Raw genomic sequence first — 14,852 nt, 5'->3', positions numbered from 1 at the left:
CGTCGTGCTGGTTTGCCCGGAACGGGACGACGACGTGGAGGATGACTGTGCGCTACCGCGAGCTGGGACGCAGCGGACTTTCGGTGTCCGAGATCGGCTACGGGGCCTGGGGCATCGGCGAGTCCAGCTGGGTGGGGGCGACGCGGGACGAGTCGCTGCGCGCCCTGCACCGCGCCGTCGACCTGGGGGTGAACCTCATCGACACCGCGCGCGGCTACGGCGAGAGCGAGCGCATCGTCGGGCAGCTGGTCCGCGAACGGGCCGGTGACGAGGTGCTGGTGGCGACGAAGGTGCCGCCGAAGAACGGGGTGTGGCCGGCGGCGGACGGCACGGACCCGGCGGACGCGTTCCCCGGCGAGCACATCCGTACCAGCCTGGAGACCAGCCTCGCCGCGTCCGGGCTCGACCACTTCGACGTGCTCCAGTTCCATGTCTGGAACGACGAGTGGCTGGGGCGCGGGGACTGGCTGGAGACGGTCGCGGCGCTGAAGCAGGAGGGCCGGATCCGCCTCTTCGGGGTCTCCGTCAACGACCACGCGCCGGAGAGCGCGGTCGCGCTCGTGCGCAGCGGGCTCGTGGACAGCGTGCAGGTCATCTACAACGTGTTCGACCAGGCCCCCGCCGATGAGCTGCTGCCGGCCTGCGCGGAGCACGGGGTCGGCGTGATCGTCCGGGTCGCGCTGGACGAGGGCGGGCTGACCGGCCGGATCACCGCGGACACGACGTTCCCCGAGGGCGACTTCCGCAACCGCTACTTCCGGGGCGACCGCCCGGCCCAGGTCGAACGGCGCGTCGCGGCGATCGTGGCGGACCTGGGCATCGAGCCGGACGCGATCGCGGAGCACGCACTGCGGTTCGTCCTGAGCCACCCGGCGGTCTCCACGGTGATCCCGGGCATGCGCAGCGTCCGGAACGTGGAGCGCAACACCGCGCTCAGCGACGGACAGCCGCTCACCGCCGAGCAGTCCGCGGTCCTGGCCAAGCACAGCTGGCCGCGCAACTTCTACTCCTGACCGGGAAGTTCACCGGTCCGCGCCGCCGCCGGAGTCTTCGTCCACGGGCCGACGCCGAGCCTTCCCGTGGTGCCGAGGTCCAGCTCCGGGGTGACCGTCACGGGCGCGGCGCCGGGCTTCGCGGTGACCTCGGTGTAGGGGGCGTTCACCGGGTCGCCTTCCGTGGTGGTGTTGCGCCAGGCGAGGGTGGCGCGCGCGCTCTCGCCGGGGCGCAGCGTGACGGGGCGGGGTTCGGCGTTGCCGCCGATGCCGGTGGAGATCGCGGTGGTGCCGCGCAGGATCCTGACCCCGCTCACCGGCTTGCGGTCCTCGCCGAGGAGCCGGAGCGCCGGGTAGCCGTTCAGCTCGTAGTCGGTGGTGGAGCAGTTGGTGAGGTTGATGCCCACGACGCGCAGCCCCATCGCGGCGTCGCCCCGGTCGTTGGTGATGCGGACCCCTGAGGAGGGACAGCCGCCGCCCACGCCGTCCGCCGGGACGGCCCGCACCTTCATGATCCGGGCCCGGTACGAGCGGGCCGAGCCCGGTCCGTCCGCCGCGTCCAGGGGCCGCCGCACGGTCTGGCCGGGCTTCACCGCCTCCACGGTGCGGGTGATGTTGTCCATGGCCTCGCCCAACCCGTTGACCAGGGTGAACGTGAGGGTGAAGGTGAGCGGTTCCTTGTCCGTGTTGGTGACCTCGAACCCGGTGGAGGGGGCGCCCGAGGGACCGCACTTGCCGCTGATCACCCGGACGTTGTCCCAGGTCCGCCCGGCCGGGTCGGGGAGCGGCGCGAGGGAGGCGCAGGTCGCCCCGGGCGAGGCGGAGGCCCCGGCGGTCTCCTTCCCGCATCCGCTGAGCAGCGCGGTGCTCGCGAGGGCGGCGCACAGGACGAGGGCGGTGGCGGGGCGCATCCGCCCAGAAGATCACAGGACGCCCGGGCCGGGCTGTGATCCCCGTCACCGGGAACCTCCAGGGTGCCCGGAACGGGGTTCCGCTGCCAGGGCAAACGACCACCCGCATGATCGGGTACGCTCGCCGGGGTGCGGTGGCGAGAACCAAGCTCCGTACGCGTGCTGATCGAGAACCAAGACGGCACATGCACCACCAAGCTATGCCGTACCAAACCGGGCAGGTTTCGTCCCGGCTGGTGTTGATCGTGGAAGACCTGCCGGGTCGCTGACCCGTAGGCAGCGTGAGCCAGGAATCCCCCTGCTTCAGCCGGGGGAGGATTCAAATATTGCGTCACGGTGGCGTCACAGCCGGCGGCGGGGAGTGCTCCCCGCCGCCGTCGGACGGTCAGTCGAAGATCGGGCCCTGGGTGCGGGTGCGCTTGATCTCGTAGAAGCCGGGGATCGAGGCGACCATCAGGGTGCCGTCCCAGAGCTTCGCGGCCTCCTCGCCCTTGGGGGCCGGGGTGACGACCGGGCCGAAGAAGGCGATCTGCTCGCCGTCGGCGCCGGGGACGGCGATGACCGGGGTGCCGACCTCCTGGCCCACCTTCTCGATGCCCTCCTTGTGGGAGGCGCGCAGCTCGGTGTCGTAGGTGTCGGAGTCCGCGTACTCGGCGAGCTCGACGGGGAGGCCGACGTCCTTGAGGGCGCTCTCGACGGCCTCGCGGGTCGGGCCCTCGCCGCGGTTGTGGAAGCGGGTGCCGAGCGCGGTGTAGAGCGGGCCGACGATGTCCTCGCCGTGCAGCTGCTGGGCGGCGACCACGACGCGGACGGGGCCCCACGCCTTGTTCTCCAGCATGTCGCGGTACTCGGCGGGCAGCTCGTCGAGCCGGTCCTCGTTGAGCACGGCCAGGCTCATGACGTGCCAGCGGACCTCGACGTCGCGGACCTTCTCCACCTCCAGCATCCAGCGGGAGGTCATCCAGGCCCAGGGGCAGAGCGGGTCGAACCAGAAGTCGACGGGGGTCCTGCCGGTCGCCGTGCTGTTGTCAGACATCTCTCTCCTCGAACGGACGGATCGCGTCGGTGCGAAAGTCTGTGCGCCAGAACACCGGACGACGCTCCGGCCATTCCCGCCCGCCGGTCCCGATGACGGCATGGGAGGATCAAACTATTCGAACGTGACACAAAGGAGTGTGCCGTGCCCGGCGAGAACCTGTCCCGAGACGAGGCCCGTGAGCGGGCCGAGCTGCTGGCCGTCGACGGTTACGACGTCGAACTCGACGTCCGCTCCGCGACCGGCGGGGACGACACGGCGGGCGGTCCGCTGACCTTCCGCTCGGTGACGACGATCCGCTTCCGCGCGGCGCGCGGCGGCGCGTCCACCTTCGCGGACCTGATCGCGCCCTCGGTCGACGCGGTGACGCTGGACGGCACCGCGCTGGACCCGGCGGCCGTCTTCGACGGGGCGCGGATCGCGCTGGCGGACCTGGCGGAGGGCGAGCACGTCCTGGTGGTCGACGCGCAGTGCGCGTACAGCCGGACCGGCGAGGGCATGCACCGCTTCGTGGACCCGGAGGACGGCGAGGTCTACCTCTACACCCAGTACGAGCCGGCGGACGCCCGCCGCGTCTTCGCCAACTTCGAACAGCCCGACCTCAAGGCCCCGTACCGCTTCCGGGTGACGGCGCCTGCCGAGTGGACGGTGTGGAGCAACGGCGCGGAGGAGTCCCGCGAGGGCGGGGTGTGGCGGTTCGCGGAGACCGAGCCGATCTCGACGTACATCACGGCGGTCGTCGCCGGTCCGTACCACTACGTCACCGACTCCTACAGCCGGACCTTCGAGGACGGCACGACGCTGGAGATCCCGCTCGGCGCGATGTGCCGCAAGGGGCTCGCCAAGCACTTCGACTCCGACGACATCTTCCTGATCACCAAGCAGGGCCTGGACTTCTTCCACGACAACTTCGACTACCCGTACCCGTTCGGGAAGTACGACCAGGCGTTCGTGCCGGAGTACAACCTCGGCGCGATGGAGAACCCGGGCTGTGTCACGTTCCGCGAGGAGTACATCTTCCGCGGCAAGGTGACGCAGGCGGCCTACGAGGGCCGGGCCAACGTCATCCTGCACGAGATGGCGCACATGTGGTTCGGGGACCTCGTCACCATGCAGTGGTGGGACGACCTGTGGCTGAAGGAGTCCTTCGCGGACTTCATGGGCGTCTTCGCGATGACCGGCGCGACCCGCTTCGAGGACGGCTGGATCACCTTCGCCAACAACCGCAAGTCCTGGGCGTACCGCGCCGACCAGCTGCCGTCCACCCACCCGATCACGGCCGACATCCGTGACCTGGAGGACGCCAAGCTGAACTTCGACGGCATCACGTACGCCAAGGGCGCGTCGGTCCTCAAGCAGCTCGTGGCGTACGTGGGACGGGACGCGTTCCTGGAGGGCGCCCGGCGCTACTTCAAGAAGCACGCGTACGGGAACACCCGGCTCGGGGACCTGCTGTCGGTGCTGTCCGAGACGTCCGGGCGTGACATGACCGCCTGGTCGCGCTCCTGGCTCCAGACCGCGGGCGTCAACTCGCTGACCCCGGTCGCCACGTACGACGCGGCCGGCCGGATCACCGAGCTCGCCGTCCTCCAGGAGGCCGCCGAGTCCTACCCGGAGCTGCGACCGCACCGGGTCGCCGTCGGCCTGTACAGCCGCAACACCGAGGGCGAGCTGGTGCGTTACGCGCGTGCCGAGGCGGATGTGTCGGGGCCGCGCACCGTGATCGGGGAGCTGGCGGGGGCCGAGCGGCCCGAGCTGATCCTCGTCAACGACGACGACCTGACGTACTGCAAGGTCCGCTTCGACGAGGTGTCGCTCGCCACCCTGCGCGCGCACCTGGGCGACATCACGGACCCGCTGGCCCGGGCGCTGTGCTGGTCGGCGCTGTGGAACCTGACCCGCGACGGGCTGATGCCGGCGCGCGATTTCGTCTCGCTGGTCCTGGCCTTCGCCGGGCGCGAGACGGACATCGGTGTCCTTCAGATGCTGCACGCCTGGACGCGCGGCGCGCTCGTGAACTACGCGGCTCCCGAGTGGCGCGAGGAGGGCGGCCGGGCGCTGGCCGAGGGCGCGCTCGGTGAACTGCGGCTCGCCGAGCCGGGCAGCGAGCACCAGCTCGCCTGGGCCCGGTTCTTCGCGTCGGTCGCCGCGTCGGACTCCGACTTCCAGCTGCTGGCCGGGCTGCTCGACGGGACCGCACGGATCGACGGGCTCGACGTCGACCAGGAGCTGCGCTGGGCGTTCCTCTCCCCGCTGGTCGCCCACAGCGCGGCCGACGAGGCGGCGGTCGACGCGGAGCTGGTCCGGGACGACACGGCGTCCGGCAGGCGGCACCACGTACGGTGCCTGGCCTCGCGGCCGTCCGCCGAGGTGAAGGCCCGGGCGTGGGCGGACGTCGTGGAGTCGGACGCGCTGTCCAACGCGCTGGTGGAGGCGACGATCGCGGGCTTCGCGCAGTCGTCCCAGCGGGAGCTGCTGGCGCCGTACGCCGCGCGGTACTTCGAGGCGATCGAGCGGGTGTGGGCCGAGCGGTCGATCCAGATCGGGATGGCCGTCGTCAAGGGGCTGTTCCCGTCCCTCCAGGACGACCCGGCGACGCTGGAGGCGACCGACGCGTGGCTGACGGCCCGGGCGGACGCGGCGCCGGCGCTGCGGCGGCTGGTGCTTGAGGCCCGGGACGACCTGGCGCGGGCCCTGCGGGCGCAGGCGGCTGATTCGGTGGCGTAGGGCGCCCTGGCCGGATGGCGATGCAGAACGGTGTTCTTGTCCGGGTATGTCGACGGGCCTGTAACAACGGTTAAAGATGGGGCCGTTGGCGGGATACACCGGAGCATGACCCAGAACACCCCGCTCCAGTCCGGCCGCCCCGTTCCCTCCCGTGGGCGTCAACGCGTCGTCTCCGCCGCCCAGTTGAAGGCGATGGGCGTGCCCGTCGGGCGGGCGGTGGAGCGGTGCGGGGACGGCGGGCCTTGGCAGCAGCCGCTGCCCGGGGTCTTCGTCCTGCACCCCGGGGAGCTCAGCGGCCCGGAGCGGCTGCGGTCCGCCCTGCTGTACGCGGGCCGCCCGCCGGCCTCCGGACGGCGCCCCGCCCCCGGGCGGACCGCGGACCCCGCGTACGGCGACGCGGTGCTCACCGGACTCGCCGCGCTCTCGCTGTACGGCTTCGCCGCCGCGCCGCCCGCCGCCTCCGTGGAGCGGGTCGACGTGCTGGTGCCCCGGGTGCGGCGGCTGCGCTCGGCCGGGTACGCCCGGCTGCTGCGGACCGCCGAACCGCCGCGCCCGGAGTGGCTGGACGGGCTGCCGGTGGCCCCGGTGGCGCGGGCGCTGGCGGACGCGGTGGCCGGGCTCGGGGACGCGGTCACGGTGCGCCGGCTGCTCACCGAGGCGGTGCGCGGCGGCCACTGCGAACCGGCCGTGCTGGTGGGCGAGCTGAACCGGGCCAAGGTGCTCGGCCGGCCGCAGGTGGTCGACGCGGTCGACTCGCTGCTCGCGGAGGGCCGGGCGATGGCGGAGGAGCGGCTGTACGCCATGGTGCGCACCCATGGGCTCGCGGAGCCGCTGTGGAACGTGGACCTGAGGCTGCCCGGCGGCCCGCACCTGGGCCGCGTGGACGCCTACTGGCCCGACGAGGCGGTCGCCGTGGAGCTCGATACGAGGGCGCCGCGCCACAGCCGCCAGGACGAGAGGCACGAGGCCGAGTGGTCCGCGTACGCGGCGCGGCGCGAGCACCTGGAACGGCTCGGCGTGACCGTCGTGCACCTCACGCCGGAGAAGCTGCGGGACGCGCTCGGGCAGCAGGCGGCCGTGGTCCGGACAGCGCTGATGGCCGCGGCGGACCGGGAGCCGGCGGCGTACGTGATGATCCTTCCCCGCTGAACCGGGACCCCACACCCGGGGTCGCACACCTCACGCCTCACCTGGCTGAATTCCGTTCCCGAATCCACCCGTTCGTCCCTACTGGCGCATCCGCCCCGGTGGCGGGATTACGCCATGTACTCAACAAGGCCCCCACAACTCTCCACAAACCCCTGTCATTTACGAAAGGGTGAGCGGTCATCCGGTACCGATTTCCGGACTCTCTCTTTCACATACAGGGATGCTGATGACCTCCGAATCCCCCGGTTCCATATCCGGAGCGAGACGAGCGGCCCGGGTGGCGGCCGCCGCCGGTCTGGTGGCCGCTCTGGCCGCCACCGGTGTCGCCCCCGTCTTCGCCGCCGACGATCCGGCCTCCGCCCCCGTCAAGGCCGCCGGCACCGCGCCGGCGGACAAGCTGGGCACCGCCGACGCCGAGGTCCTGACCAAGGCCAAGGCCAAGGGCGAGAAGAACGTCACGATGATGGTCGCGACCGCCCCCGGCGCGACCGAGCAGGTCACCAAGCAGCTGGACGCCGTCAAGGGCTCCGTGCTCGGCCGTGCGTACGACAAGCTGGGTTACGTACGGGCGACCGTGCCGACCGCGACCGCCGAGGCCACCATCAAGGCGGCGTCGAAGCTGAGCTCCGTCCACGGCATCGATCTCAAGCAGGAGATCGTGCTGGACGACCCGACGCCCGCCGCCGACCGGGCGACCGGCGCGAAGACCAAGGCGAAGTCCACCGGAAGCTACCCGGCCCCCGGGAAGAAGACGCCGGCGAAGAACCCGTACAACCCGTCCTTCGAGACGGGCGCGGTCGACTTCGTGAAGCAGCACCCGAAGGCGGACGGCCGCGGGATCACCATCGGCGTCCTGGACGCGGGCGTCGACATCGCGCACCCGGCGCTCCAGAAGACCACCACCGGTGAGCGCAAGATCACCGACTGGGTGACCGCCACCGACCCGGTGAGCGACGGCGACGGCACCTGGCTGCGGATGACGGACGCCGTCTCCGGCCCGGTGTTCACGTACAAGGGGCGGACGTACAACGCGCCCAAGGGCTCGTACCGGATCAGCCTGTTCGCCGAGGCCGCCACCAAGGGCGGCGACATGGCGGGCGACCTGAACCGCGACGGCGACACCACCGACACCTGGGCCGTGCTCTACGACCCGGTCAGCGGCGCCTCCCGGGTCGACCTGAACAACAACGGCGACTTCCGCGACGACACCGCCCTCAAGCCGTACAAGGAGAAGCACCAGGTCTCCTACTTCGGCAAGGACAACCCGCGCACCGACGTCGTCGAGCGCATCCCGTTCGTCGTGGAGAACCGCCAGGACGTCGTCTACAACACCGCCGGCGACACCTCCGACTACGTCTCCATCGGGGTCATCGAGTCCGAGCACGGGACGCACGTCGCCGGTATCACCGCCGCCAACGGTCTGTTCGGCGGCCAGATGAACGGTGCCGCGCCCGGCGCGAAGATCGTCTCCTCGCGCGCCTGCACCTGGTCCGGCGGCTGCACCAACATCGCGCTCACCGAGGGCATGATCGACCTCGTCGTGAACCGCGGCGTCGACGTCGTCAACATGTCGATCGGCGGCCTGCCGCCGCTCAACGACGGCAACAACGCCCGCTCCGAGCTGTACAAGCGGCTGGTCGACATCTACGGCGTCCAGCTGGTCATCTCGGCCGGCAACGACGGCCCCGGCGTCAACACCATCGGTGACCCCGGCCTCGCCGACCACGTCATCTCGGTCGGCGCGTCCATCTCCAAGGAGACCTGGGCCGCCAACTACGGCTCCAACGTCACCAAGAAGTACGACATGCTGCCCTTCTCCTCGCGCGGCCCGCGTGAGGACGGCGGCTTCACGCCGACCCTGACGGCCCCCGGTGCGTCGATCAACTCGACGCAGACCTGGCTGCCCGGTTCGCCGGTCGCCGAGGCGGGCTACTCCCTGCCGGCCGGCTACTCCATGCTCCAGGGCACGTCGATGGCCTCCCCGCAGGCCGCCGGCGCCACCGCGCTGCTGCTGTCCGCCGCGAAGCAGAAGCACATCGAGCTGCCCCCGGCCGACCTGCGCACCGCGCTGACCAGCACCGCCACCAAGATCAAGGACGTGCCCGCGCACGCCCAGGGCGCCGGTCTGATCAACATCGTGGACGCCTGGAAGCTGATCGCGAAGCAGGGCGCCCCGGCGCACGAGTACACGGTCAAGGCCCCCGTCGACACCGCGATCGACTTCGCGCTGAAGACCCCGGGCTTCGGCACCGGCCTCTACGACCGCGAGGGCGGCCTCCAGGCCGGCCAGAAGAAGACCTACGACGTCACGGTCACCCGCACCACGGGCCCGGACAAGAAGGTCGAGCACAAGCTCTCCTGGAAGTACAACGACGGTACCTTCAAGCTCACCGGCTCCGACAAGGTCTCGCTGCCGCTGGGCAAGCCGGTGACGGTCAAGGTCCAGGCGAAGCCGGGCAGCGCGGGCGTGCACAGCGCGATCCTCCAGCTGGACGACAAGAAGACCGCCGGCACCGACCAGCAGATCCTGACGACGGTCGTCGTCTCCAAGCCGCTGGCGAAGCCGTCCTACGCGTTCAAGGCGTCCGGCTCGGTGCAGCGCAACGGCACCACGTCGTACTTCGTGACCGTGCCGGAGGGCGCCAAGACCCTTGAGGTCGCGATGAGCGCCCTGCGCTCGGGCAGCCAGACCCGCTTCATCGCCATCCACCCGTACGGGGTGCCGGTGGACGACAGCGGTACGCCGTTCTGCTACCCGAACTACGAGAACCCGGCCAACACCTGCCGCCCGGACGCGCGCTCCTACCCGGACCCGCAGCCCGGTGTCTGGGAGATCGAGGTCGAGGCCCGGCGCACGTCGCCGCTGCTGGACAACCCGTACAAGCTGGACGTGGCGCTGCTCGGCGCGACCTTCGACCCGGCGGTGCAGACCATCGCCGAGGCGAAGATCGGCACCCCGGCGTCGGTCGACTGGAAGGTCACCAACAACGCCGGCCCCCTGGAGGGCAGGCTCAAGGGCGGCTCGCTGGGCTCGGCCGCCGTCGAGCGCCCGTCGATCTCCACCGGTGGCTCGTACACCAAGGAGGTCACCATCGGTGAGGGCGTCGAGAAGCTGGACGTCGCCATCGGCGGCACCAGCGACGCCAACGCCGACCTCGACCTGTACGTGTACAAGGGGAGCGCCGAGGTCGGCTCCTCCACCACGGCCGGGTCCGAGGAGTCCGTCAGCCTGGTGAAGCCGGCCGCCGGCACGTACACCGTCGTCATCGACGGCTACGACGTCCCGTCCGGGACCACCGAGTACGACTACCGCGACGTGTACTACTCCGCGTCGCTCGGCACGATCTCCGTGGACGAGTCGAAGGCCGTGAAGCTGGCCGCCGGCGCGTCCGCCCAGGTCGGCGCCGAGGTGAAGGTGGCCGGTGCGGCCCCCGAGGGCCGGCAGTTCTTCGGCGAGGTCAGCCTCGTGAACGCCCGGGGCACCGCGGCGGGCACCGGCAGCGTCGTGATCGAAAAGGTCACGCCGTAGCCACACGGTGCCGGACATGTGATCCGGACATGTGATCCGTACGGCAGTGGGGCGGGTGCTCACCGGGCACCCGCCCCACTGTGCTGCGCGCCACTCGTCCGCAGGTCGGACAATGGATTGGACAAGGCTGCCGTGGACATACGCATCATGGACCGGCAACCGTGCCCGTTCGTACGTCTGAGGGAGTTCCTGTGAAGGTCGGAATCGTCGGCGCCACCGGTCAGGTCGGCAAGGTCATGCGCAGCATCCTGGCCGAGCGGAAGTTCCCGGCCGACGAGCTGCGGCTGTTCGCATCCGCGCGCTCGGCGGGCTCCGTCATCGAGTGGCAGGGACGGGAGATCACCGTCGAGGACGCCGCCACGGCCGACTACACGGGCCTGGACATCGTGCTGTTCTCGGCCGGCGGCGCGACCTCGAAGGCGCTCGCCGAGAAGGTCGCCTCGCAGGGCGCCGTCGTGATCGACAACTCCTCCGCCTGGCGCAAGGACCCCCAGGTCCCGCTGGTCGTCTCCGAGGTCAACCCGCACGCGATCGCGGACCGCCCCAAGGGCATCATCGCCAACCCGAACTGCACCACGATGGCCGCGATGCCCGTGCTGCGTCCGCTGCACGAGGAGGCGGGGCTCGAAGCGCTGACCGTCGCCACGTACCAGGCGGTCTCCGGGTCCGGTCTGGCCGGGGTCGCCGAGCTGCACGGCCAGGCGTCGAAGGTCGTCGCCGACGCGGACAAGCTCACGCACGACGGATCGGCCGTGGACTTCCCGGAGCCGGGTGTCTACAAGCGCCCCATCGCCTTCAACGTGCTGCCGCTGGCCGGGTCCATCGTGGACGACGGCTCCTTCGAGACGGACGAGGAGCAGAAGCTCCGCAACGAGTCCCGGAAGATCCTGGAGATCCCGGAGCTGAAGGTCTCCGGCACGTGCGTCCGCGTCCCGGTCTTCTCGGGCCACTCGCTCCAGGTCAACGCCCGTTTCGCCCGGCCGGTGTCGGTGGAGCGCGCGTACGAGCTGCTGAAGGAAGCGCCGGGCGTCGAGCTGTCCGAGATCCCGACGCCGCTGCAGGCTGCGGGGAAGGACGCGTCGTACGTGGGGCGCATCCGCAACGACGAGACCGTGGAGCACGGTCTCGCCCTGTTCGTCTCCAACGACAACCTCCGCAAGGGCGCGGCGCTGAACGCGGTCCAGATCGCGGAGCTGGTCGCGGCGGAGCTGCGGGGCTGACCTTGTGTGTCCTCAATCGCCGGAGGGGCTGAATTTTCAGCCCCTCCGGCGATTGGGGAGCGGGGTCCGGGGCAGCGCCCCGGGCGGGGCTCAGGGGCGCCGCACCTCGAAGTGCCAGCAGCCGTACTCCACCGCGCGTACGTGCACCAGCGCCACCTCCGGGTCCGCGAACGCCTCCGTGAACGCCTCGTCGTACCCGCGCTCCTCGTCCGTCGGGATCTCCAGGAGGCGGCCGCCCACGATGCGGCCGTCCGCGTCATAACGCCGTACGGTCCGCAGCGCGCCCGCCCGCGAGAACGGGTAGCCCGTCCGGGCGGGGTCCGGGCCCTCGCACTCCTCGGCGTGGATGAAGACCGGGCCCTGCTCGTCGTACGCCCCCGGGCGGGCCCAGGTCGTCGCGGCCCAGCGGCGCAGCGGGGCGTAGGAGACGAGGGCGATGCGCTCCCCCGGTTCGCTGCCGCGCAGGCAGCACCGCAGCGGGTCGCCGGCCTCGGTGGCGGTGTACGGGACGCACGGGTGGCCCGCGTCGTCGGTCTCCCGGAGTTCCTTCAGCGCGTCCGGTTCGATCGCGCGTGCCTCGTAAGTGGTCATGGTCCGAGCCTGCCGCGGCGGGACGCCCCGGTCCGGCGGAAAACGGACATCGCCCTGGGTGCGGGTCCCGTGGAAGGATGGCGGGAAACATCACAGAAACAAGGAGATGACCGCGTGCCTGGCACGAATCTGACCCGCGAAGAGGCACAGGAGCGGGCGCGCCTGCTGACCGTGGACGCGTACGAGATCGATCTCGACCTCTCCGGGGCGCAGGAGGGCGGGACCTACCGGTCCGTCACCGTCGTGCGCTTCGACTCCGCCGAGGCCGGTGCGGAGACCTTCATCGACCTGGTCGCCCCCGCGGTGCACGAGGTCGAGCTGAACGGCAGGGCGCTGGACGTCGCGGCGGTGTTCCGCGACTCGCGCATCACGCTTCCGCACCTCCAGGCCGGCTCCAACGAGCTGAAGGTCGTCGCGGACTGCGCGTACACCAACACCGGTGAGGGCCTGCACCGGTTCGTCGACCCGGTCGACCAGCAGGCTTATCTGTACACCCAGTTCGAGGTGCCGGACGCGCGCCGCGTCTTCGCGAGCTTCGAGCAGCCCGACCTGAAGGCGACCTTCCGGTTCACCGTGAAGGCCCCCTCCGGCTGGACCGTGATCTCCAACTCGCCGACGCCGGAGCCGAAGGACGACGTCTGGTCGTTCGAGCCGACGCCGCGCATCTCCTCGTACATCACCGCGCTGATCGTCGGCCCGTACCACTCGGTGCACAGCAGCTACGAGAAGGACGGCCGGACCGTACCGCTGGGCATCTACTGCCGGCCCTCGCTCGCGGAGTACCTGGACGCGGACGCGATCTTCGACGTGACCCGGCTGGGCTTCGACTGGTTCCAGGAGAAGTTCGACTACGCGTACCCGTTCGCCAAGTACGACCAGCTCTTCGTGCCGGAGTTCAACGCGGGCGCGATGGAGAACGCGGGCGCGGTCACCATTCGCGACCAGTACGTCTTCCGGTCCAAGGTGACGGACGCGGCGTACGAGACGCGCGCCGAGACCATCCTGCACGAGCTGGCCCACATGTGGTTCGGCGACCTCGTCACGATGGAGTGGTGGAACGACCTCTGGCTGAACGAGTCGTTCGCCACGTACACCTCGATCGCCTGCCTGGCGTACGCCGAGGGCTCGGGGTGGCCGCACTCCTGGACCACCTTCGCCAACTCCATGAAGACGTGGGCCTACCGGCAGGACCAGCTGCCCTCCACCCACCCGATCATGGCCGACATCCGCGACCTGGACGACGTCCTGGTCAACTTCGACGGCATCACGTACGCCAAGGGCGCATCGGTCCTGAAGCAGCTGGTGGCGTACGTCGGCATGGACGAGTTCTTCAAGGGCGTCCAGGCGTACTTCAAGGCGCACGCCTTCGGCAACACGCGCCTGGCCGACCTGCTGGGCGCGCTGGAGGAGACCTCGGGGCGCGACCTGAAGACCTGGTCGAAGGCATGGCTGGAGACGGCCGGGATCAACATCCTGCGCCCGGAGATCGAGACCGACGGGAACGGTCACGTCACCTCGTTCACCGTGCTCCAGGAGGCGCCCGCGCTGCCCGCCGGCGCCAAGGGCGAGCCGACGCTGCGCCCGCACCGGATCGCGATCGGCTGCTACGACCTCGACGAGGCCGGCAAGCTGGTGCGTACGGACCGGATCGAGCTGGACGTCGACGGCGAGCGCACCACCGTGCCGTTCCCGGCCGGCACCGCCCGCCCGGCCGTCATCCTGCTCAACGACGACGACCTGTCGTACGCGAAGGTCCGCCTGGACGAGGAGTCGCTGCGGGTCGTCACCGAGCACCTGGGCGACTTCACCGAGTCGCTGCCGCGCGCCCTGTGCTGGGCGTCCGCCTGGGACATGACCCGTGACGGCGAGCTGGCCACCCGCGACTACCTCTCGCTGGTCCTGTCGGGGATCGGCAAGGAGTCGGACATCGGCGTCGTGCAGTCGCTGCACCGCCAGGTCAAGACGGCGATCGACCTGTACGCGACGCCGGAGTGGCGCGAGGCGGGTCTGACGCAGTGGACCGACGCGACGGTCGCGCACCTGCGCGCGGCGGAGCCGGGCAGCGACCACCAGCTGGCCTGGGCGCGCGCCTTCGCGGCCACCGCCCGCACCCCGCAGCAGCTGGACCTGCTCCGCTCGCTGCTCGACGGCGCCGAGGCGATCGAGGGCCTGACCGTGGACACCGAGCTGCGCTGGGCGTTCGTCCAGCGGCTCGCCGCCACCGGGCTGATCGACGAGGAGGAGATCGACGCCGAGTACGCGCGGGACCGCACGGCGGCGGGCGAGCGCCACGCGGCGTCCGCCCGTGCGGCGCGGCCCAGCGAGGAGGCGAAGGCCGAGGCGTGGGCGTCGGTCGTGGAGTCCGACAAGCTGCCGAACTCGCTCCAGGAGGCGGTCATCGCCGGCTTCGTGCAGACGGACCAGCGCGAGCTGCTGGCCCCGTACACGGAGAAGTTCTTCGCCTCGGTGAAGGGCGTCTGGGACTCGCGGAGCCACGAGATGGCCCAGCAGGTCGCGATCGGCCTGTACCCGGCGCTCCAGGTCTCGCAGGAGACCCTGGACGCCACGGACGCCTGGCTGGCCTCGGCCGAGCCGGGCGCGGGTCTGCGCCGGCTGATGTCGGAGTCCCGCTCGGGCGTGGAGCGCGCCCTGCGGGCCCGTACGGCGGACGCGGCGGCCGCGACCGCGTGAGGTGAA

General features: G+C 71.1%; 9 protein-coding genes. 6 read left to right on the top strand and 3 right to left on the bottom strand.

The window, feature by feature from the left end; all coding sequences use genetic code 11:
• Positions 1 to 47: 47 nt before the first annotated feature.
• Positions 48 to 1,013, top strand: a complete 966-nt coding sequence (locus ACIQZN_RS06770) for an aldo/keto reductase (protein WP_403989181.1) — start codon at positions 48 to 50, stop codon at positions 1,011 to 1,013.
• Here ACIQZN_RS06770 and ACIQZN_RS06765 read toward each other — a convergent pair.
• Together ACIQZN_RS06765 and ACIQZN_RS06760 are read right to left on the bottom strand one after the other, a co-directional pair.
• Positions 1,004 to 1,903, bottom strand: a complete 900-nt coding sequence (locus ACIQZN_RS06765; RefSeq protein ID WP_403989041.1) for a DUF4232 domain-containing protein — start codon at positions 1,901 to 1,903, stop codon at positions 1,004 to 1,006. The genes ACIQZN_RS06770 and ACIQZN_RS06765 overlap by 10 nt on opposite strands.
• Positions 1,904 to 2,288: 385 nt before the next feature.
• A complete protein-coding gene (locus ACIQZN_RS06760; protein ID WP_403989039.1) occupies positions 2,289 to 2,939 on the bottom strand; it encodes a DsbA family protein in 651 nt (216 codons plus the stop codon).
• Positions 2,940 to 3,083: 144 nt separating this feature from the next.
• Here ACIQZN_RS06760 and pepN (ACIQZN_RS06755) point away from each other — a divergent pair, with 144 nt between their 5' ends.
• The 4 genes from pepN (ACIQZN_RS06755) to ACIQZN_RS06740 all read left to right on the top strand — a co-directional run bounded on the left by pepN (ACIQZN_RS06755) (position 3,084) and on the right by ACIQZN_RS06740 (position 11,564).
• Positions 3,084 to 5,666: an aminopeptidase N gene (pepN, locus tag ACIQZN_RS06755; RefSeq protein ID WP_403989037.1), complete on the top strand. Its 2,583-nt coding sequence runs from the start codon at positions 3,084 to 3,086 to the stop codon at positions 5,664 to 5,666.
• A gap of 105 nt (positions 5,667 to 5,771) precedes the next feature.
• The gene (locus ACIQZN_RS06750; protein ID WP_403989035.1) at positions 5,772 to 6,815 is read left to right on the top strand and encodes a hypothetical protein; all 1,044 of its coding nucleotides are present in this window, start codon (positions 5,772 to 5,774) and stop codon (positions 6,813 to 6,815) included.
• A gap of 220 nt (positions 6,816 to 7,035) precedes the next feature.
• The gene (locus ACIQZN_RS06745; protein ID WP_403989033.1) at positions 7,036 to 10,344 is read left to right on the top strand and encodes a S8 family serine peptidase; all 3,309 of its coding nucleotides are present in this window, start codon (positions 7,036 to 7,038) and stop codon (positions 10,342 to 10,344) included.
• Positions 10,345 to 10,535: 191 nt separating this feature from the next.
• The gene (locus ACIQZN_RS06740) at positions 10,536 to 11,564 is read left to right on the top strand and encodes an aspartate-semialdehyde dehydrogenase (RefSeq protein WP_403989031.1); all 1,029 of its coding nucleotides are present in this window, start codon (positions 10,536 to 10,538) and stop codon (positions 11,562 to 11,564) included.
• 90 nt (positions 11,565 to 11,654) lie between these two features.
• Here the strand turns inward: ACIQZN_RS06740 and ACIQZN_RS06735 are convergent, their stop codons facing one another.
• Entirely contained in the window at positions 11,655 to 12,155 is a 501-nt protein-coding gene (locus ACIQZN_RS06735; RefSeq protein ID WP_403989029.1) for a DUF1203 domain-containing protein, read from the bottom strand.
• Positions 12,156 to 12,269: 114 nt separating this feature from the next.
• Between ACIQZN_RS06735 and pepN (ACIQZN_RS06730) the strand changes: the two genes are divergently transcribed.
• Entirely contained in the window at positions 12,270 to 14,846 is a 2,577-nt protein-coding gene (pepN, locus tag ACIQZN_RS06730) for an aminopeptidase N (RefSeq protein ID WP_403989027.1), read from the top strand.
• Positions 14,847 to 14,852 lie beyond the last annotated feature (6 nt).

Source organism: Streptomyces sp. NPDC097595 (genome assembly GCF_044761525.1).
In the GTDB taxonomy this organism is placed as follows: Bacteria; Actinomycetota; Actinomycetes; order Streptomycetales; family Streptomycetaceae; genus Streptomyces; species Streptomyces drozdowiczii_A.
This window is presented reverse-complemented; position numbering and strand designations above follow the sequence as displayed.